Source organism: Streptomyces sp. NPDC085524, from assembly GCF_044541755.1.
Taxonomy (GTDB): domain Bacteria; phylum Actinomycetota; class Actinomycetes; order Streptomycetales; family Streptomycetaceae; genus Streptomyces.
On record NZ_JBITTH010000038.1, the window covers coordinates 1 to 18667 of the forward strand.

22 protein-coding genes are annotated in these 18667 nt (G+C 69.9%); 14 read left to right on the forward strand and 8 right to left on the reverse strand.

The window, feature by feature from the left end; all coding sequences use genetic code 11:
- The 7 genes from ACIGFK_RS38165 to ACIGFK_RS38195 all read right to left on the reverse strand — a co-directional run.
- Positions 1–545: dTDP-glucose 4,6-dehydratase (locus ACIGFK_RS38165; protein ID WP_400055530.1), on the reverse strand; the 545-nt coding region annotated here is incomplete at its 3' end.
- Positions 546–649: 104 nt separating this feature from the next.
- The gene (locus ACIGFK_RS38170; RefSeq protein WP_376662538.1) at positions 650–1009 is read right to left on the reverse strand and encodes a hypothetical protein; all 360 of its coding nucleotides are present in this window, start codon (positions 1007–1009) and stop codon (positions 650–652) included.
- A 225-nt stretch (positions 1010–1234) separates the two neighbouring features.
- Positions 1235–2428 carry an elongation factor Tu gene (gene tuf / locus ACIGFK_RS38175; protein WP_352214024.1) on the reverse strand — a complete coding sequence of 398 codons (1194 nt, stop codon included), beginning with the start codon at positions 2426–2428 and terminating at the stop codon, positions 1235–1237.
- Positions 2429–2577: 149 nt separating this feature from the next.
- Positions 2578–4710 (reverse strand): elongation factor G, encoded by a 2133-nt coding sequence (fusA, locus tag ACIGFK_RS38180; RefSeq protein ID WP_376662002.1) that lies wholly within the window; start codon positions 4708–4710, stop codon positions 2578–2580.
- 39 nt (positions 4711–4749) lie between these two features.
- Positions 4750–5220: a 30S ribosomal protein S7 gene (gene rpsG / locus ACIGFK_RS38185; protein WP_007265894.1), complete on the reverse strand. Its 471-nt coding sequence runs from the start codon at positions 5218–5220 to the stop codon at positions 4750–4752.
- A 2-nt stretch (positions 5221–5222) separates the two neighbouring features.
- Positions 5223–5594 carry a 30S ribosomal protein S12 gene (rpsL, locus tag ACIGFK_RS38190; protein ID WP_007265893.1) on the reverse strand — a complete coding sequence of 124 codons (372 nt, stop codon included), beginning with the start codon at positions 5592–5594 and terminating at the stop codon, positions 5223–5225.
- A gap of 321 nt (positions 5595–5915) precedes the next feature.
- The gene (locus ACIGFK_RS38195; protein ID WP_376662001.1) at positions 5916–6377 is read right to left on the reverse strand and encodes a helix-turn-helix domain-containing protein; all 462 of its coding nucleotides are present in this window, start codon (positions 6375–6377) and stop codon (positions 5916–5918) included.
- Between the two features lie 200 nt (positions 6378–6577).
- On the opposite strand from ACIGFK_RS38195, the gene ACIGFK_RS38200 reads away from it, so the two are divergent.
- The 7 genes from ACIGFK_RS38200 (at position 6578) to ACIGFK_RS38230 (ending at position 10266) form a co-directional block, all read left to right on the forward strand.
- A complete protein-coding gene (locus ACIGFK_RS38200; RefSeq protein ID WP_400055533.1) occupies positions 6578–7078 on the forward strand; it encodes a WhiB family transcriptional regulator in 501 nt (166 codons plus the stop codon).
- Positions 7071–7781, forward strand: a complete 711-nt coding sequence (locus ACIGFK_RS38205) for a hypothetical protein (protein WP_376661999.1) — start codon at positions 7071–7073, stop codon at positions 7779–7781. The genes ACIGFK_RS38200 and ACIGFK_RS38205 overlap by 8 nt, the downstream gene beginning before the upstream one ends.
- A complete protein-coding gene (locus tag ACIGFK_RS38210) occupies positions 7781–7987 on the forward strand; it encodes a hypothetical protein (protein WP_376662003.1) in 207 nt (68 codons plus the stop codon). Before ACIGFK_RS38205 ends, ACIGFK_RS38210 begins: the two co-directional genes overlap by 1 nt.
- Positions 7988–8323: 336 nt before the next feature.
- Positions 8324–8731 carry a hypothetical protein gene (locus ACIGFK_RS38215; RefSeq protein WP_376662462.1) on the forward strand — a complete coding sequence of 136 codons (408 nt, stop codon included), beginning with the start codon at positions 8324–8326 and terminating at the stop codon, positions 8729–8731.
- 109 nt (positions 8732–8840) lie between these two features.
- Positions 8841–9443 carry a phage tail protein gene (locus ACIGFK_RS38220; RefSeq protein ID WP_376662461.1) on the forward strand — a complete coding sequence of 201 codons (603 nt, stop codon included), beginning with the start codon at positions 8841–8843 and terminating at the stop codon, positions 9441–9443.
- A gap of 92 nt (positions 9444–9535) precedes the next feature.
- Positions 9536–9826, forward strand: coding sequence for a hypothetical protein (locus tag ACIGFK_RS38225; protein WP_376662460.1), 291 nt, complete (start codon positions 9536–9538; stop codon positions 9824–9826).
- 188 nt (positions 9827–10014) lie between these two features.
- Positions 10015–10266 (forward strand): hypothetical protein, encoded by a 252-nt coding sequence (locus ACIGFK_RS38230; RefSeq protein ID WP_376662459.1) that lies wholly within the window; start codon positions 10015–10017, stop codon positions 10264–10266.
- Positions 10267–10291: 25 nt separating this feature from the next.
- Here ACIGFK_RS38230 and ACIGFK_RS38235 read toward each other — a convergent pair whose 3' ends face one another.
- Positions 10292–11044, reverse strand: coding sequence for a hypothetical protein (locus ACIGFK_RS38235; protein WP_400055536.1), 753 nt, complete (start codon positions 11042–11044; stop codon positions 10292–10294).
- A 336-nt stretch (positions 11045–11380) separates the two neighbouring features.
- Between ACIGFK_RS38235 and ACIGFK_RS38240 the strand changes: the two genes are divergently transcribed.
- From ACIGFK_RS38240 to ACIGFK_RS38270, 7 genes are all read left to right on the forward strand, one after another.
- Entirely contained in the window at positions 11381–11575 is a 195-nt protein-coding gene (locus tag ACIGFK_RS38240; protein WP_376658084.1) for a hypothetical protein, read from the forward strand.
- A gap of 87 nt (positions 11576–11662) precedes the next feature.
- Entirely contained in the window at positions 11663–12628 is a 966-nt protein-coding gene (locus ACIGFK_RS38245) for a hypothetical protein (RefSeq protein ID WP_376658085.1), read from the forward strand.
- 28 nt (positions 12629–12656) lie between these two features.
- Positions 12657–13856 (forward strand): phage tail protein, encoded by a 1200-nt coding sequence (locus tag ACIGFK_RS38250; RefSeq protein ID WP_400055539.1) that lies wholly within the window; start codon positions 12657–12659, stop codon positions 13854–13856.
- Positions 13853–15136: a tape-measure protein gene (locus ACIGFK_RS38255; RefSeq protein WP_376658087.1), complete on the forward strand. Its 1284-nt coding sequence runs from the start codon at positions 13853–13855 to the stop codon at positions 15134–15136. Before ACIGFK_RS38250 ends, ACIGFK_RS38255 begins: the two co-directional genes overlap by 4 nt.
- Positions 15137–15174: 38 nt before the next feature.
- Positions 15175–16098 carry a phage distal tail protein gene (locus ACIGFK_RS38260; RefSeq protein ID WP_376658088.1) on the forward strand — a complete coding sequence of 308 codons (924 nt, stop codon included), beginning with the start codon at positions 15175–15177 and terminating at the stop codon, positions 16096–16098.
- 97 nt (positions 16099–16195) lie between these two features.
- The gene (locus ACIGFK_RS38265; protein WP_376658089.1) at positions 16196–17392 is read left to right on the forward strand and encodes a hypothetical protein; all 1197 of its coding nucleotides are present in this window, start codon (positions 16196–16198) and stop codon (positions 17390–17392) included.
- Between the two features lie 44 nt (positions 17393–17436).
- Positions 17437–18618 carry a hypothetical protein gene (locus ACIGFK_RS38270; protein ID WP_376658090.1) on the forward strand — a complete coding sequence of 394 codons (1182 nt, stop codon included), beginning with the start codon at positions 17437–17439 and terminating at the stop codon, positions 18616–18618.
- Positions 18619–18667: the final 49 nt, after the last annotated feature.

Below are 18667 nucleotides of genomic sequence, written 5' to 3' on the forward strand. Positions count from 1 at the left end.
TGGTACGGCCCGTAGTTGTTCGAGCAGCGCGTCACGACCACGTCCATGCCGTGCGTGCGGTGGTAGGCCAGCGCCAGCAGGTCCGAGGAGGCCTTCGACGCCGAGTACGGGGAGTTCGGCGCCAGCGGCCACTCCTCCGTCCACGACCCCTCGGTGATCGACCCGTACACCTCGTCCGTCGACACGTGCACGAACCGGCCGACACCGTGCTTGCGCGCCGCGTCCAGCAGCACCTGCGTGCCCACCACGTTCGTCATCACGAACGGACCCGCACCCGCGATCGAACGGTCCACGTGCGACTCCGCCGCGAAGTGCACCACCGCGTCATGACCCGCCATGACCTGGTCGACGGCGTCCGTGTCGCAGATGTCACCGCGGACGAAGGAGTACCCGGGGTGGTCCGCGACGGGCGCGAGATTCGCCTCGACACCGGAATAGGTCAGCTTGTCGAAGACCGTGATCCGGGCCGTGGGGTCCGCGCCGAGGTGTTGGCGGACGTACTGCGAGCCGATGAAACCGGCGCCGCCGGTCACGAGGATGCGCATAATACGAGGAGTCTAGCGGGCCCCCCGATCACCCGTCCCGGGCTCTGCTCCACCGCTTTCTGCAAGGGATTGCCCCCTTGGGCGCGGATTCCTCCTGCCCCAGGTCAGTGGACGACGGAGAAGCTGCGCCACGGCAAAGTGCCGGTGGCCGTCACGTTCGAGGTGGACTGCGGGACGTAGATACCGGGGGCCTTCTCGCTCTTCTGGCAGTCCGGCGTCCGGTACATGACGACGTCGAGCAGGGTGTTGTTGTAGACGTGGGCCGCGCCGCGCGGGAGCCCGATCTTGTGGCAGCCCTGGACGGGCGTGTTCGAGTAGCTGAGCAGGACCGGGGAGTCCTCGGCCCGGAAGCTGAGCTGCCCCACGGTGGTCTTGCCGGTCGAGCAGGCCGTTGCCGTGAGCAGCAGCGCCGCCCCGGCGATGACGCCGACGTGCCGGAGCCTCGCTCCTCCGATTTCAAGCATGGTGCTCGGTCCTCGTCTGTGCGGTGGTGTCTGCCTCTACCGCAGCCTCACCCGCCGCGCGCCGCAGGGCATCCGCAGCGCACCCGATGGGGTGACGGCCGCGCGGCTGACGAGGATTCACTCCCCCGCACGCCGAAGGGCCCCGTCCCACCGCCTGAGCGGTGGGACGGGGCCCTTCAGTGCAACTTGGTGCTCGTCGAACGAGCTACCAGGTCAGAACACGAATTACTTCGTGATCTTGGTGACCTGGCCGGCGCCCACGGTACGACCACCCTCACGGATGGCGAACTTCAGGCCCTCCTCCATGGCGACCGGCTGGATCAGCGCGACCGACATCTCGGTGTTGTCGCCCGGCATGACCATCTCCGTGCCGGCCGGCAGGGTGACGACACCCGTGACGTCCGTGGTACGGAAGTAGAACTGCGGACGGTAGTTGTTGAAGAACGGGGTGTGACGGCCACCCTCGTCCTTCGACAGGATGTAGGCCTGGGCCTCGAACTCGGTGTGCGGGGTGACCGAACCGGGCTTGATGATGACCTGGCCGCGCTCGACGTCCTCGCGCTTGATGCCACGGAGGAGCAGACCGACGTTCTCACCGGCCTGGCCCTCGTCGAGCAGCTTGCGGAACATCTCGATACCGGTGACCGTGGTGGTGGTCTTCTCTTCCTTGATACCGATGATGTCGACGGTCTCGTTGACCTTCAGGACACCACGCTCGATACGGCCGGTGACGACCGTACCGCGACCGGTGATCGTGAAGACGTCCTCGACGGGCATGAGGAACGGCTTCTCGGTGTCACGCGGCGGGGTCGGGATGGCCTCGTCGACGGCGTCCATCAGGCCGAGGAGCTTGTCGCCCCACTCCTTGTCGCCCTCGAGCGCCTTCAGCGCGGAGACGCGGACGACCGGCAGGTCGTCGCCCGGGAACTCGTACTCGGAGAGCAGCTCACGGACCTCGAGCTCGACGAGCTCCAGGATCTCCTCGTCGTCCACCATGTCGGCCTTGTTCAGGGCGACAACGATGTACGGAACGCCGACCTGGCGGGCCAGGAGCACGTGCTCCTTGGTCTGCGGCATCGGGCCGTCGGTGGCGGCGACCACGAGGATCGCGCCGTCCATCTGCGCGGCACCGGTGATCATGTTCTTGATGTAGTCAGCGTGACCCGGGCAGTCGACGTGGGCGTAGTGACGCGCCTCGGTCTGGTACTCGACGTGCGCGATGGAGATGGTGATACCGCGCTGGCGCTCCTCAGGAGCCTTGTCGATCTGGTCGAACGCCGAGGCCGCGTTCAGGTCCGGGTACTTGTCGTGCAGCACCTTGGTAATGGCGGCCGTGAGGGTCGTCTTACCGTGGTCAATGTGACCGATGGTGCCGATGTTGACGTGCGGCTTAGTCCGCTCGAACTTCGCCTTCGCCACGGGGTCCTCCTGAGAGTGGTTCTGTACGCCTTAACTCATCGGCGCCAGGTGATCTTTGCTGGATAGCCGGTTCCCCCGGGGCAACGGGAGTGTGACTCCTGTTGCCCCAGAGGCTCCGGTGGCAAGCCTAAAACGTGAACTCGGAAGAGTTACTCGCCCTTGGCCTTCGCGATGATCTCCTCGGCGACGTTCCGGGGAACCTCGGCGTAGGAGTCGAACTGCATCGAGTAGCTGGCGCGACCCGAGGTCTTGCTGCGGAGGTCGCCGACGTAGCCGAACATCTCCGAGAGGGGCACGAGGCCCTTGACGATCTTGGCTCCGTGACGGTCCTCCATGGCCTGGATCTGGCCACGGCGGGAGTTGATGTCACCGATGACATCGCCCATGGACTCCTCGGGCGTGGTGACCTCAACGGCCATCATCGGCTCGAGCAGAACGGGCGAAGCCTTGCGCGCGGCCTCCTTGAAGGCCTGCGAGCCGGCGATCTTGAACGCGAGCTCGGAGGAGTCGACCTCGTGGTAGCCACCGTCGAGAAGCGTGACGCGGACGCCCGTCATCTCGTAGCCGGCCAGGATGCCGAACTGCATGGCCTCCTGCGCACCGGCGTCCACCGAAGGGATGTACTCCTTCGGCACGCGGCCACCGGTGACCTTGTTCACGAACTCGTACGCCGGACCGTCGGCCTCGGTGATGGGCTCGATCGCGATCTGCACCTTGGCGAACTGACCGGTACCACCGGTCTGCTTCTTGTGGGTGTAGTCGTGACGCTCGACGGCCTTGCGGATCGTCTCGCGGTAGGCCACCTGCGGCTTGCCGACGTTGGCCTCGACCTTGAACTCGCGCTTCATACGGTCGACCAGCACCTCGAGGTGCAGCTCGCCCATACCGCCGAGGATGGTCTGGCCGGTCTCCTCGTCCGAGTGAACGTGGAAGGAGGGGTCCTCCTCCGCGAGACGCTGGATGGCGACACCCAGCTTCTCCTGGTCACCCTTGGACTTGGGCTCGATGGCGACCTGGATGACCGGAGCCGGGAAGTCCATGGACTCCAGGATCACGGGCTGCTTGTCGTCACAGAGCGTCTCACCGGTGGTGGTCTGCTTCAGGCCCATCACGGCGACGATGTCGCCGGCGCCCACCGAGTCGATCTCCTCACGCTTGTTCGCGTGCATGCGGTAGATCTTGCCGATGCGCTCCTTCTTGCCCTTGACGGAGTTCAGCACCGCAGTGCCGGCCTCCAGGCGGCCCGAGTAAACCCGGACGAAGGTGAGCTTACCGAGGTGCGGGTCGCTCATGATCTTGAACGCGAGCGCGGCGAGGGGCTCCTCGTCCGACGGCTTGCGCTTCACTACCGTCTCGGCGTCGCGGACGTCGTGGCCCTCGATGGCCTCGATGTCCAGCGGCGACGGGAGGTAGCGGACGACGGCGTCGAGCAGGGGCTGAACACCCTTGTTCTTGAACGCCGTGCCACAGAACACCGCGGTGATCGTGGGCTCGCCCTTGCCCTTGCCGGAGCCCAGGATGATGCGGCGCACGGCGGCGTGCAGCTGCTCCTCGGTCGGCTCGTCGCCGTTGAGGAAGAGCTCCATGATCTCGTCGTCGTTCTCGGCGACGGTCTCGACCAGCTTGCCGCGCCACTCCTCGGCAACCTCGGTGTGCGAGGCCGGGATGTCGACGATGTCGTACATCTCGCCCTTGGTCGCCTCGGCGGACCAGACGAGCGCCTTCATGCGGACGAGGTCGACGACACCCTGGAAGTCGGCCTCGGCACCGATCGGGAGCTGCATGACGATCGGAACCGCACCGAGGCGGTCCTTGATCATGTCGACGCAGCGGTGGAACTCGGCGCCCGTGCGGTCGAGCTTGTTGACGAAGCAGATGCGCGGCACGCCGTAGCGGTCCGCCTGACGCCAAACGGTCTCGGACTGCGGCTCCACACCGGCGACACCGTCGAACACGGTGACGGCGCCGTCGAGGACGCGGAGCGAACGCTCCACCTCGACGGTGAAGTCAACGTGACCCGGGGTGTCGATGATGTTGATGGTGTGGTCGACGTCCTCGAGCGGCCAGTGGCAGGTCGTCGCGGCAGACGTGATCGTGATGCCGCGCTCCTGCTCCTGCTCCATCCAGTCCATCGTGGCAGCGCCGTCGTGGACCTCACCGATCTTGTACGACACACCGGTGTAGAACAGGATGCGCTCGGTGGTGGTCGTCTTGCCCGCGTCGATGTGAGCCATGATGCCGATGTTGCGCACCTTGGCAAGGTCAAGCGAAGTGGTAGCCATATCGGCTCAGTCTTCTCTCGGTCTCGATGTGGGTTCGGACTACCAGCGGTAGTGCGCGAAGGCCTTGTTGGACTCGGCCATCTTGTGCGTGTCCTCGCGCTTCTTGACGGCCGCACCGAGGCCGTTCGAGGCGTCGAGAAGCTCGTTCATCAGGCGCTCGGTCATGGTCTTCTCACGGCGGGCGCGGGAGTAACCCACGAGCCAGCGGAGGGCCAGGGTCGACTGACGACCCGGCTTGACCTCGACGGGAACCTGGTAGGTAGCGCCACCGACACGGCGGGACTTGACCTCGAGCGACGGCTTGACGTTCTCCAGCGCGCGCTTCAGCGTGATGACCGGGTCGTTGCCGGTCTTCTCGCGGAGGCCTTCCATGGCGCCGTAAACGATGCGCTCGGCGGTGGAGCGCTTGCCGTTCAGGAGGATCTTGTTGATGAGCGAGGTCACCAGAGGAGATGCGTAGACCGGGTCGATGATGACCGGGCGCTTCGGGGCGGGGCCCTTACGAGGCATTCTTACTTCTCCTTCTTGGCGCCGTAGCGGCTGCGGGCCTGCTTGCGGTTCTTGACAGCCTGGGTGTCAAGCGCACCGCGGATGATCTTGTAACGAACACCCGGCAGGTCCTTCACACGGCCACCACGCACGAGCACGATCGAGTGCTCCTGCAGGTTGTGTCCCTCACCCGGAATGTAAGCGGTGACCTCGATGCCGGAGGTCAGACGCACACGCGCGACCTTACGGAGCGCCGAGTTCGGCTTCTTCGGGGTGGTCGTGAACACACGCGTGCAGACGCCACGACGCTGAGGCGAAGCCTCGAGCGCGGGGGTCTTTGTCTTCTCGACCTTGTCCTGCCGGCCCTTACGGACCAGCTGCTGGATCGTAGGCACTACTTCTCCGGTTTCTGTGTGCCGTGTAGTGAAGCTAACCTGGAACTTTGCCGACCCACGCGGTCGGGTGTGTCGGATCCTGCACGCCTTCACCGAGGTGAAAGAGGGCGCGGATCGCGGTGTGGACTTCTCGGCTCACCGCGGCGTCCAAGCGCACGCGGGAGCCCAGGGCACACCCCAGGCACAAGGTCAGAGCGTACCTACCTCACAGAGGTAGGTCAAAACAAATGCCCAGCACGAAAACACACCGGACGCAAGGCGTACGGACCGGCCAGTTCGGCCGGACCGCCCGTCCGCGGTGCGGCACCGGGCCGCAGCAGGTCAGTCCCGGGCGCGGCGGCGGGCGTCGGCGGCGGCCGGCACGTCGGCGGGCGCCTCGCCCTCGGCGTCGCCCGGCTCCAGGAACTGGCTGACCACCTTGACGAAGACCTCGCGGCGGGCCTCGGGGACGCCCAGCCACTCGGCGAAGTCCTCGATGGTGGGCCGGCGGCCGCCGGGGGGCAGCTCCTGGGAGGCGAGCGGGAGCTCCTCGGGGGCGACCCGGCCGGAGCGGATCAGCATGTCGCGGACCGAGACCCCGAGCAGCGGGGCGATCCGGCGCATGGTCTCCAGGTCGGGCATGCTCTGGCGCTGGAGCAGCCGGGTGACGGCGGCGCGGTGCACGCCGGCCTCGTCCGCGATCCTCGACTTGCCGCCGCCACGGGGGCTGTCGATGTCGTAGCCGCGCTGCCGCATCAGGGTTTCCACCCAGGCCGCGAACGCGTCCAGTTCGAGAGTGCTCATGTGCCGCTCCTCAGTCCGCCGTTCGCAGTCCGCACCATGAGACCACATCCTAACGTGCTTGCGCGCACGGAATTACGTCCTCCACAAATCAAACACAACTTGAGCAGCCAGGGGTCAAGAGATGTTGATTGCGCGCTCGCACGCAACGTGTCACAGTGTGATCGCCGTGAGCCACGGCCGTCACACCTCGCGGAGTCACCATGCCCCTCTCCTCGCCCCCAGCCCGCCCCGCCGCTGCACCCGCCACCCCCAGTGCCGCCACGCCCGCCGCCACGCCCGCCGCCACCCCCGCCGCCTCGGCCCCTGGCGCACGCCCCCCGGTACGGGTCCGCGCCCAAGCGCCCGCTCCGTACCCCGCCCCACGGACTGCCCCGCCGGCCGCCGCGCGGGCTGCCGCACCGACGGCCGCCCGGGCCGCGGCCCGGAGCCTCGCCCGGGCCTCCGCACCGCCCGCCGCTCCGCGTGGGCCGTGGCAGGCCTCCGCCGCGTGCGCCGATCTCCCGCCCTCGGTCGTCTTCACCAAGCGGGCCAAGATCGCGGCCCCCGCCCTGCGCGCCTGCACCGCGTGTCCGGTCCGGGTCGAGTGCGAGCGGGCCGTCGCACCGGCCGAGAGCTGGTTCGACGGGGTCTGCGGGGGCCGCCTGTGGCGCAACGGCCGCCCTGCCGCCCTCACCTCGCCCTCCGGGAGCCCCCGTGCCTGACCGCAGCACCAGTGACACCGCGCTGTGGATCGCCTCGCTGATCCGCACCTTCCCCGAGCTGTGCGAAGAGCTGGCTCCCGGACGCGCCACCCCCTTCGCCCCGCACGTCCCCGCCCCCCGCACCCCGCGCGACGACGAGCTCGTCCGCGTGGAGCGGCGCGAGGCGCTGCTCCTCCAGCAGCGGCACGGCCTCACGGCCTCCGGCCACGGCTCCGCCCCGATCCGGCTGCACGTCTCCGACACCATCCGGGACGTCACCGACGGCGTGGTCGAGCTGGAGGAGGCGGTCTGCGCCCGGCTCGGCATCCCGCGGCCCCGCCACGCCCCGGTCCCGGAGCGGCTGCGGCGGCTCGCCGGGCTGCTGGACGAGATCGGGGCCCAGCCGGTGCTGGCGCGGCACGTGCGCGACGAGATGCGCCGGATGGCGCGCCGCTGCGCCCGGGCGCTCGGCGACACCGAGCAGGTGGTCCGGGTCTCCGGCCGCTGCCCCTGGTGCGACTCCGTGTCGCTGCGCGCCTTCCCCGACCGCCGGGCCGTGCTGTGCGTGAACCCGGCCTGCCGCTGCACCGCCGAGGACTGCGGCTGCCACGACGACCCGGCCCACCGCCACCTGTGGCCCGAGACCGAGTGGGCCACGCTGGCCGCCGAGTCGGGCTGCCGTACCGAGGAACTCGACTCCGCGATGGAAGGCGACCCGCAGTGATCTCTTCGTTCTCTCCGCTCCCCTCCCTGATCCCCGGCCCGGTGGCGGCCCGCGAGGCCGGGGTCGCCCCCGCGACCATCCGCAAGTGGGTCCAGCTCGGCCGGCTCACGGCGGCCGGCAAGGCGGGCCGCGCCCAGCTGTTCCGGCTGGAGGACGTGTTCGCGGCGGAGCGCGCCGCGAGCCGCCGCCTCCCGGCCGGCGCCTGACCCGTACGTCTCGCACACCTCGTACTTCTCCTGCCGGATGCCCGGCCTCCCCCCGCGGAGGCCGGGCATCCGGCGTTCTGCGTGCGCGTGCGCACGCAGGACCCGTACGGACCCCCGGGCGGGACGAGCCGCACCAGGGCCCGTACGGCAGCCCTCGCGAACCCACCCTCGAGACTTGTTGCGAGCGCGCACGCAACGTGTCACAGTTGGTGCAGCGGCAGAGCTGCGCCCGCAGACGGGCGGCGGCCGGCCGCTCCCCCGCCGGGCGGCGTCCCGCCCCCTCCCCCTCGGGCGCCGCCCGGCATCCCCGCCACACACCAGCTGAGGTGATCCGTCGTGACCACTCCCCCGAGTGCCTTTCCCGACGTCGAGGCCCTGGTCGTCGACGTCCTCAAGGCCGACCCCGCCCTGTCCGCGGCCACCGTCGCCGTCGAGCCGCCCACCGGCTTCGACGGCACGCAGCGGGCCGTCCTGGTCAACCGGCGAGGCGGCGCCTGGACCGGTGATCTGCACGTCGACATGCCGCTGATCGAGCTGGAGGTCTACGGCCCGAACAAGGCCGCCGCCCACACCCTCGCCAACGCGGCGCGGCGGGCCCTGCTCGCCACGCTCGGCAAGACGGTCGGCACGAACACCTTCACGGACGTGGTCGAGTACGACGGCCCGCGCTGGCTTCCGGACTACCTGTACCGCGCCGCGAACCGCTACACCTGCGTGCTCCAGGTGTCGCTGACCGTCTTCTGACACCACCACAGACCAGGGCCCCGCCGTCCGGCGGGGCCTTTGCCGTACCCGGACGCGGAACCACCCGCGGCCCGGAACGGCGGACCCCCATTCAAGGAGAAGCATCACCATGGCAGGAAACTCGTCCGAAATCCGTGTGGCCGGCAGCGGCCGCATCTTCGTCGCAGCGGCCGGCACGGCGCTGCCGACCGCCTTCACCGGCAAGCCGGACGCCGACTGGGGCGCCAGCTGGAAGGACCTCGGCTTCACCACCGCCGACGGCGTGACCTTCTCCAAGAAGGACAAGCTCGAGCCGGTCGACTCGTGGCAGGCCGTCAGCCCGGTCCACTTCACCTACTCGGACCGGGACCTGAGCCTGAAGTTCTCGCTCCTGCAGTTCAACGAGCTCACGCTGCCGTTCTTCATGGGCGGCGGCGCGGTGACCGACGAGGCGACCCCCTCCAACGGCATCTACCGCTACGACATCGCGGACTCCCCGAAGGCGGACTCCCGCGCCCTCGGCCTGGAGTTCTCCGACACCAAGGCCAGCGACGGCTCGGTCGTGACCTACCGCTTCTACATCCCGCGCGGCCAGGTCACCGCCTCCGACGACATCAAGCTGGCCCGCAAGTCGGCCTCCACCCTGGGCATCACCTTCACCGCCCTGACCGCGGGCGACGACAAGCCGCTGGCGAGCTTCGTCATGAAGGACAGCGCGTACGCCGCCGGCTGATCCAGCCCCTGAAAGGGGCGGCGCGACCCTCGCGCCGCCCCACCCCCCTACCTCCCTCACGACTTCACTTCACCCAGAGGAGACCCATCACCATGGCAGGCTTCGACGTCAACGCCGCCCGCGCCCAACGCCTGGAGGCCCACGGCCGTTCCTGGTCCTTCGAACTGGACGGCGAGACGTACACCCTTCCCACCGAGCTCTCCCGCGCCACCGCGAAGGGGCTGCGCAAGCTCGACGACAACGACGTGGACGGTCTGCTGCGGCTCCTCCTGGGTGAGAAGCAGTTCGCCCGCTTCGAGGAGCACGACGTCACGATGCAGGACGTCGCCGCGATTCTTGAGGCCTACGGCAAGGAGTCCGGGCTCGGCCTGGGGGAAGGCTGAGCCTCGTCGAGTTCGTCGACGAACACGCCGAGGCCCTCGAAGCGGACCTGCTCCGCTACTACGGCAAGGACCTCCTGGACTGGCACCGCGGAGAACTCTCCTCGCGGCGCCTCCAGGTCCTGATCAAAAACCTGCCGCGGGACAGCGCCGTCAACCGGGACCTGTTCGGTGAGGCTGCCGACTGGTCGGTGACCGACCACCTGCTGGCGGCCGCCGTTGACCACCTGGCGGCCGCCAACTGGATGTTCTCCGTCGTCAACGCGGCGGAGGACTCCGACCAGCCGGATGCTCCCGAGCCGGTTCCGAGGCCGGACGGGAAGCCGTACGGCAGCTCGGGCCAGGACCCGGACCAGGACCAGGACCCGGATCCGGGCGCGCCCCGGGTGCCGGCCCAGTCCGATGCCGTCTCCCCGGAAGCCCTGGTCCGTTTCTTCGGCTGACCGACCGGCCCTCGGGCCCGGTCGGTCAGCGGCTGTTCTCGGGGACCTCGGGCCGGCCTGTGCCGGCCCGGTTCTCCAGATCCGTGGCCAGGGCGCGCGCCCTGGCCGCCAGGCTCCGCCGTTCCGGTTCCCCCGCCGTCCCCGGCCCGTCCGCCGGAGGCTCGGCGGGGGGCGCCGCCATGCGGGGCTGCACGGGTACGGAGTTCAGCGGCGGCACTATGGGCCGCCCTTTACGCCGTACGACCTTCCGGCTCGCCGGGAGCGTCCGCTTCTCGCGCGCGTCCGCGCTCGCGCGCGAGGCGGCGGGCTGCGCGAGCGGCTCGGAGCCCTCCGGTTCGGCGGGCTGGTCCGGAGCCTCGGCTTCGGTGCCGGCTTCGCTCACCGGTTCCGTCACGGCCGCGGAGCCGCGGTCCAGGATCTCCTGGGCCCGGCGCATCCGTTCCTCGGTCTCCACGACGAGGGGCGACGGTTCGAGCAGCGTGGCGAACGGCAGCCGGATCACGGTGGCCCCCTGGCCCGTGGCAGGCGTCCGACGGGCGGCCGCGTCCGTTCCCCGGCCACCGCCGGCGGCGTAGGCGTCGGCGACCCGCCTCTCGTACTCCCGCCGGATGCGCGGGAGTTCCTCGGACATCGCCTCGGCCCAGCCGGCGGTGAAGGCGGCCGTCTCACGGCGGTCGATCTCGGACCGCGGCATCACGACCAGATCCTCGGGTGCGTAGCCCGCCACGTGAACGAGTTCCGACAGCCTGGCGAACAGATGGGGCAGGTCAGGCGCCATTTCGAGCCAGTCGATGGCATGCTCACGCCTTCTGGCGCTCGATTCCCTGTCCATGCGTCAGCGCTGCCTTCCCGCCCCCGACCCCCGCACGCCCCGCGCGGCCCCCGTGTTTCCTGGCCGGGGGAGCAGTGATCAAGCCTACCCGCTCGTCCGGAAACTCCCTGTTCGCTGTGCCCACCGTCACGGGCGCGGCACGCCGAAGGGGTTTCCAGCTCGACAAACATCGAACGGATGTTCCAAACTCTGTTCGCACACTCGTTCGACCACTCGGTGCCCCCGCTCCCGACCCGCGGCGCCACCACACAGCAAGGGCAAGCAACTGGAAGGCAGGCGTCCATGACCCAGCAGGCCGAGGGCTCACCGCAGATCACGCTCCACGACCGCCTCAGCCAGCTCTTGGACGGACCCGCCCCCCTCGACAAGAGGGCGCTCCTCGGCTCCCTGTACGCCGAGATCACCACCCGTGAGACCCGCGCGTACACGGCCGGCTGGAACGACGCCCTCGCCGAGTCGCGGCGCCCCACGCGCTAGCCCTTCGTACGCCTCAGCCCCTGCCGCGCTCCTTCCGGCAGGGGCTTTTTCGGTGTCGGCCGTTACCGGTCAGAAGCGGAGTAATCCATGGCAGAACCAACTCAGGCAGAGGTGCCGGCCCTCCTCGCCGAACTGAAGAAGTACGTGATGGGCGGGCCCGTCTCGAACTTCGTCGAGACGAACCCCGCCACGTCCAAGCTGGTCACGGAAAAGTTCCTGGTGGACCAGCTGGCCCCTCTCAAGGGCATCGTCGAGGACATCAAGGAGATCAAGGGGGAGGTCGTGAACCCCCTCCCGGTCGAGATGCTGCAGCAGCTGCGGATGGAGACCCTCGCCGCCGCGGTCAAGAAGATCATCGAAGGCAACGACGAGTGGTGGAAGTACGTCGTCACGGCCGGCATCGGAATCTTCGTCACCTTGGTCAGCGGCGCCCTCCTGGTGCGCATCGGCAACGCGATCAACAACAGGGTCGAGGCGATACTCAACCGCATTCGCCCGAACCCGAACGGCAACCCCGGGATCGCCCCCACTCCGACCGCGGCCGACCTCGAGACCCTGCGGGCGAAGCTCGAGGAGATGACCCCCTTCGTCCAGAACTTCAACAAGGAGGCGAAGAGGCTCCCCCGGGCCCGGGAGCTCGCCGCCAGGGCGAAGGCCGTGGAGAAGCTCGGCAAGGCCGCGGAGGCCCAGAACAACGACAAGGTCCGCGAAGCCGCCGATGCCATCCGGAGCCTCAAGACCGCACTCAGGAACTTCGACCAGACCAAGCTCCCGCGGGACCACTCGGTGCTGGCGAAGACCGCGAACGCCATCAACAGGCTCGACCAGGCGGTCCGCCGGCTGAACGCCGAGATCGTGAAGAACGCCGCCTCGGCCATCCGCAACCTCAAGGGCGCGCTGAAGAACTTCAACGCCTCGGACATTCCCAAGGCGGGCCCGATGAGGGCGACCGCCCGGGCCGCCCGCAGCCTCAACTCCGCCACGCGCGACCTGGCCACCAGCCTGAGCACGCTCGGCACCGAGGCCACCCAAGCCGCCGGCCGGATCGGCTGACCCTCACCACACGAAGGAGGTGTGACACATGACTCTCGCCAGCTCAACCAAGCGCGCCTCGGACGCCCTGCGCAATCTCAAGACGCAGGCGTCCGGCGCCGCGGCCCCCGTCAAGAAGCTCGGTGACGCCGGCCGCGGCGCTTCCGGCCAGCTCAAGACGCTCCGTACGAACGCCCAGGGCTCCACCGGCCAGCTCAAGAACCTCAAGTCCGCGGCCGCCCAGGCCGAGCGCGCCATGGCCAAGGCCGGGCAGACCGGTCAGCGCGCCGGCACGCAGCTCGGCAGGTTCAAGACCGGCGCCGACCGGGCCGCCTCGGGCCAGGACAAGCTCAACAAGTCCATGAAGGGCAACTTCCTCGCCCGGCTGCTCGAACTGTTCATGCCGCTCATCGAGAAGATCGTCGAAATGGCGATGCGCTCGAAGACCATGCAGAAGGTGATCAAGACCGCCTTCGGTGCGATCAAGACCGTGATCTCTGCGGTCATGAAGGCGATCCGCCCGATCATCCAGAGCGCCGGCAACCTGATCAAATCGGTGTGGAACAGCGTCAAGAACGCCGTCATGCCGATCGTGAAGGCCATCCTCAACGCGGTGAAGTCCGCCTTCAACGGCATCAAGTCGGTCATCAGCACCGTGATGACCGCCGTCCGCTCGGTCATCAGCAGCGTGTGGAACGGCATCAAGGCCGTCATCATGCCGGTGGTCAACTGGATCAAGTCGGCGATCCCGAGCGCCTTCAACTCCGTCAAGAACGCGATGTCCAGCGCCTGGAACGGGCTCAAGGGCATCGCCTCCGGCGCCTTCGGCGCCATCCTCGGAGCGGTCAAGTCCCCGATCAACTCCGTCATCGGCCTGATCAACTCGATGATCAGCCGGATCAACCGGATCCGCGTCAGTGTCCCCAGCTGGGTGCCCTTCGTCGGCGGCAAGAGCTTCGGCGTCAGCCTGCCCACGATCCCCATGCTCGCCACCGGCGGTGTGGTCATGCCGCGCAGCGGCGGTGTCCCGGCGATCCTCGCCGAGGCCGGTGAGGCCGAGGCCGTCCTGCCGCTGTCCAAGCTCGACCGCCTGCTGGCCCGTACCGCCGCCCGCGCCCGGATGACCTCCGCCGCCCCGGGCTCCGGTGACGCCGCCGCCCTGCACATCGAGCACTACTACGCCGCCCAGAGCACCGACCCGCAGCGCACCGCCGACGCGCTGATGTACCTCGCCAAGGCGCGCGGATGAGTGCGGCCGTCGTCGCGATGAACCCCCTCGGCCGCCTCACGAGGTCGGTGAGCGGTCTCCGTACCCAGGTCGGGGCAGCCACCCGGAACGCCCGTCAGGTCACCTCGTCGCTGAAGGAGATCGGCTCGGCGGCCAAGAAGGCCGCCACCGACACGGCACGGCTCGCGCCGGCGGCAACCCAGGCCGGCAAGGTCATGTCCGGCCTGAAGACCCAGGCCGGTGCGGCCGCCACGGCGGCTACCAAGGTCGGCCGCTCCGCGACCCGGGCGTCCACCGGCACCAAGCGGGCGGGCTCCGGGGCCCGCGGGGTCGTCACCTCGCTGCGGAAGCTGGGCGGGAAGACCGGCGGCGTCCTGGCCATCATCGGCAGCCTGCTGCCGGCCATCGGGATCGTCTCCACGATCATGAGCACCTTCGGCATCGCCATGACCGTGGGCTCCATCGTGATGATGTCGGTCAACGTGGCCATGCGGGCCAACCCGCTCGGCTTCCTCCTCGGCATCCTGATCCCGGTCGGCGCCTGGCTCATCGAGCTCGCCATCAACTCCGAGACCGGCCAGCGCCTCATCGAGCAGACCTTCACCGTGGTCCTGAAGGTGTTCGAGGAGTACCTGAAGTTCCTGATCCCGGTCCTCAAGACCATCGGCACGATCGTGGCCACCTACTTCAAGGGGTACTTCACGGTCATCTCCACGGTCGTGGGAGGTCTGCGCGGAGCCGTCAACGGCTTCTCCCGGACCGGAAGTTCCGCCCGCTCGGCGAGCACCGCCCTGCGCGGGATCGCCTCCGGCGCCTTCAACGCGATCATGGCCCCGATCCGCCCGGTTCTCAGGTTCATCACCGACACCCTCCCCGGCGCCTTCCGCCGCGTCAGCAGCGCCCTGTCTGGCTCGCTCGGCGGCATCGGCCGCATGGTGACCACCGGCATGCAGGCCGTGCTCGCCGTGGTCACCGGCCCCTTCAACGGCATGATCGCCTTCGCCAACTGGATCATCGATGGCCTGAAAGACCTCAGCTTCGAGCTTCTCGGCAAGAAGTTCGGCGTCGAGCTCGACAAGATCCCGATGCTCGCCGAGGGCGGCGTCGTCTGGCCGATGTCCATGGGCTCCGCCCCGCGGATCAACCCCGTCTCCGATCTCGACCACCGTCGCGTCACCCCCGCCCCCGCGCACTCCCTGGGCAAGGGCCCCCACCGCATCAGGGAGTACCGGGAGCCGGCCGGCGCGGGCCCCCGTTCGACCGCCGAGGACCTGCTCTTCCTCGCCGCCGCCCACGCGTGATCCACGCCCCATCCCCGAGAGCGAGGTGACGGCCCGTCATGGCCGAGACCAGCACAACCTCATACACCGCCGACCACGCACCCGGCTCACTCATCACCCAGGACGGGCAGATGCAGTGGGCCGGACTGCTCATGGGGCCCGGCACCCCGTTCACCATCGACAGGGCGGGTCTGACCGGCTGGGAGGACCTGCCCGAGTACGACAGCTCCGACGCCGACCGCCCCACCGGCCACGGCGCCTGGCCCGGCGCCCGCTACGCCAAGCCCCGCAAGGTCGGCGGCACCGTGTGGATGCTGCCCGCGGCGGGCGCCTCCCTGGAGACCGTACGCGTCCTGCGCCAGGCCATGAACCTGGGCGACGAGGAGCGCTGGCTGGCGGTGCGGCTGCACGGCGAGGTGCTCGCCGTACGGGCCCGGATCAGCCAGCGGGTGCTGCCCGCCGACCGCGTGTACGCCACCCAGGGCGCGGCCAAGGCCTCCGTGCAGTGGACCGCCACCGATCCGCGCCGGTACCTCGTCGGCGAGCAGACCGCGATCGTTCCGGCCCCGGAGCCGGAGAGCGGGCTGATCTGGTCGCCGACCACCGGGCTGACCTGGCCGCTCGACTGGGGTCAGGCCGCCAACTCCGGCGACGCCGGGGCCGAGAACACCGGCTCCGCGCCCACCCACCCGGTGATCACCTTCCGCGGCCCGTGCGGCACGCCCTCGGTGACCGAGCGGACCACCCGCCGCCGGCTGCGCTACGCCATCGACCTGACCTCCGGCGACGAGCTGGTGGTCGACACCATGGCCGGCACGGTCACCCTCAACGGGACGGCGTCCCGCCGCCACACGGCCACCCCGGACAGCAGCCCCGAGGAGCTGTTCGCGTTCGAGCCGGGCCGCGCCGAGCTGTCGTTCCGCCCGGACAGCTCCGCCCCGGGCTCCGTGATGACCGTCCGCTGGCGCAGCGCGGAGTGGTAGCCGCCGCGGCTCCCCACCGGGCCACCGCCCGGGCTCCCCGGCCGGCCGCCCACCCGGCCGGCCGCCCGCTCCCCACCCTTCACGAGAGGAACCCGTCATGACCGTCCGGGCAGCCTGGCTGACAGCCGGCGGCCAGACCCGCGAGGACACCCGCCTCGCGCTGTCGGCCCTGCTCACCCCCAACGGGCAGCTCGAGGCCAACGTCCCGCTCAAGTCCCGGGCCGGCATCGTCCCCGGCGGCCTGCAGCTCACCCCGGTCTCCGCCATGCAGTGCTCCATCGGCACCGGGCGCGCCGTCGTCCAGGGCGACACCAACCAGGGCGCCTACATGGTGGCTGTCACCGCACCGGAGAACCTGACCTTCGCGGACGGCGACCCCCAGCTGGACCGGATCGACCTGATCGAGCTGGTCGTCCTGGACGACGCCTACGACCGCAGCGGCCGGACCGAGGCCCAGGTCCGCCTGGTCAAGGGCACCCCGGCGGCCGTTCCCGCGGTCCCCGCCACGCCTTCCGGCACGGCCGTCCCGCTGTACTCGGTCAAGGTCAAGGCCGGTACCTCCGCGGGCAGCGGCGGCATCAACTGGGCGGAGGCGCAGACGAACCTGCGGTACCCGACGGTCGCGCTCGGCGGGATCGTCCCCTCCGACGGGTTCAAGGGCGCGTACGCCGGCCAGTACCGCGACGCGGGCGGCAAGTTCCAGCGCTGGGACGGCACCACCTGGGTGTCGTACCCGCCCGAGGTCGGCGGCATCGCCCCGGCGGGCAGGCTGACGGCCGGCACGTACACCGGCCAGTACCGCGACGGCGCGAACGGTGTCCTGCAGCGCTGGGACGGCACCGCCTGGCAGTACGCGGAGGGCCGCACCGCGGTGCTCTTCAGCGTCTCCCAGACCTCGATGCAGTCCATCCCGTCCTCCAGCACCAGCGGCTGGTACGCGGTCTCGCTGCAGGGCGTCGACGTCGACGACCTGACCGGCTGGAACGGCAACGACACCTACACCGTCCCGCGCACGGGCTGGTGGCGGGTGTCGGGGCAGGTCGTGTTCTCCGGCGACTCGAACACCGGCTCCCGCGGCGCCCGCCTGATGGTCGCCGGTGCCGGAGTCCAGCGTGCCACCTGGCTCGTGGGCGCGGGCCCGGGGGCCACCTCCGTCGGCGGCCAGGCGCTGATCAAGCTCACCGCGGGCCAGACCCTCCAGCTGCACGCGCACCAGAACAGCGGCGTGGCCGTGCGCACCCTCGGCGGTTCGGGCTACGCCTGCTCGCTCGCCGCCGAGTGGATCAGGTCCTGACCCTCCTCCTCCCCTTCCCTCCTCCCGGACAACGGAGTTAACCGATGAACCTGCGTGCCAGCTGGGTGGCCCCGACGGGCCAGACCCGCGAGGACACCCGACTCACCCAGATGGGGGCCACCACCCCCGTCGACCCGATCCGGGCCCGCTCGGGCATCCTGCCCGGCTCCTACAGCGGCCAGCACCGGGTCTCCGGCTTCTGGATGGAGGGGAAATCGGCCATGGCCGCCACCCTCTACAACGGCCGGGCCGTCATCCAGGGCCTGCACCCGCAGGGCTCCTACCCGGTCAGCCTGATCGAGGACATGGTCCTGGGCTTCGCCGACGGCGACGCCACGTCGGGCCGCATCGACCTGGTCTGCCTGCGCATCTACGACGGCTCGTACGACTCGTCCAACAAGTGGCAGGCCGTGGCCGAGGTCATCCAGGGCACCCCGTCGGCCACCCCGGTCGCGCCGACGGCCCCGCCGCTGTCGCTCCCGCTCTACACCGTCTCCGTCCCGGCCGGGACCAGCGCGGGCAAGGGCGGCATCAACTGGGCCAGTGCCCTCACCGACCTCCGCGTCCCCGTCGTGTCCCTGGGCGGGATCCTGCCGGTCCTCGGCGAGGTCAGCCCGGGCGCCTACCCGGGCCAGTACCAGGACACCACCGGCGCGCTCCAGCGCTGGGACGGCAGTGCCTGGGTCTCGTACCCCTCGGCGCTCGGCGGCATCGCCCCCAAGGGCACCCTGACGACGGCCAGCTACGTGGGCCAGTACCGCGACACCCCGCAGCGGGTGCTCCAGCGGTGGAACGGCACCTCGTGGCTGCCCGCGGCCCCCGTGCCGATGTTCACCGAGAGCCTCGACGCGGGGTTCACCACCGCGACCGCCTTCTCCCCGAACCTGCAGGACACCGCCGTCGTCTCGCAGCAGCTGACCTTCAACGCCCCCGTCTCGGGTGCGGTGCTGCTCACCTACGGAGCCCGTATGTCGGTCGTCGGCAATGCCACGGCCATCGCGTACACGGGCGTTCGGGTGACCCAGGGCTCGACGGAGATCCAGGCCCCCGACGACGAGCGCTCGGCGTCCACCCCCGGTGATCCGGCCACCTCGGCGTCGACCACCACCCGGCTCGGCGGCCTGACCGCCGACCTGCCGTACACGGTGACCCTGGTGCACCGCGTGAGCGTCGCGGGCGTCAAGGCCTGGTTCGACAACATCTTCCTCCGCATCGACCAGCTCTGAGGGCCCTCGCCCCCGTCCCACCGCCGTCCGCTCCGCTTCGAAGGAGTAC

Bases quoted from the DNA above. Each gene is read 5' to 3' on its own strand.
- ACIGFK_RS38170 (WP_376662538.1), bottom strand. From the start codon at position 1,009: ATGCTTGAAATCGGAGGAGCGAGGCTCCGGCACGTCGGCGTCATCGCC.
- fusA (WP_376662002.1), bottom strand. From the start codon at position 4,710: ATGGCTACCACTTCGCTTGACCTTGCCAAGGTGCGCAACATCGGCATC.
- rpsG (WP_007265894.1), bottom strand. From the start codon at position 5,220: ATGCCTCGTAAGGGCCCCGCCCCGAAGCGCCCGGTCATCATCGACCCG.
- ACIGFK_RS38195 (WP_376662001.1), bottom strand. From the start codon at position 6,377: ATGAGCACTCTCGAACTGGACGCGTTCGCGGCCTGGGTGGAAACCCTG.
- ACIGFK_RS38200 (WP_400055533.1), top strand. From the start codon at position 6,578: ATGCCCCTCTCCTCGCCCCCAGCCCGCCCCGCCGCTGCACCCGCCACC.
- ACIGFK_RS38220 (WP_376662461.1), top strand. From the start codon at position 8,841: ATGGCAGGAAACTCGTCCGAAATCCGTGTGGCCGGCAGCGGCCGCATC.
- ACIGFK_RS38225 (WP_376662460.1), top strand. From the start codon at position 9,536: ATGGCAGGCTTCGACGTCAACGCCGCCCGCGCCCAACGCCTGGAGGCC.
- ACIGFK_RS38235 (WP_400055536.1), bottom strand. From the start codon at position 11,044: ATGGCGCCTGACCTGCCCCATCTGTTCGCCAGGCTGTCGGAACTCGTT.
- ACIGFK_RS38240 (WP_376658084.1), top strand. From the start codon at position 11,381: ATGACCCAGCAGGCCGAGGGCTCACCGCAGATCACGCTCCACGACCGC.
- ACIGFK_RS38245 (WP_376658085.1), top strand. From the start codon at position 11,663: ATGGCAGAACCAACTCAGGCAGAGGTGCCGGCCCTCCTCGCCGAACTG.
- ACIGFK_RS38250 (WP_400055539.1), top strand. From the start codon at position 12,657: ATGACTCTCGCCAGCTCAACCAAGCGCGCCTCGGACGCCCTGCGCAAT.
- ACIGFK_RS38255 (WP_376658087.1), top strand. From the start codon at position 13,853: ATGAGTGCGGCCGTCGTCGCGATGAACCCCCTCGGCCGCCTCACGAGG.
- ACIGFK_RS38260 (WP_376658088.1), top strand. From the start codon at position 15,175: ATGGCCGAGACCAGCACAACCTCATACACCGCCGACCACGCACCCGGC.
- ACIGFK_RS38265 (WP_376658089.1), top strand. From the start codon at position 16,196: ATGACCGTCCGGGCAGCCTGGCTGACAGCCGGCGGCCAGACCCGCGAG.
- ACIGFK_RS38270 (WP_376658090.1), top strand. From the start codon at position 17,437: ATGAACCTGCGTGCCAGCTGGGTGGCCCCGACGGGCCAGACCCGCGAG.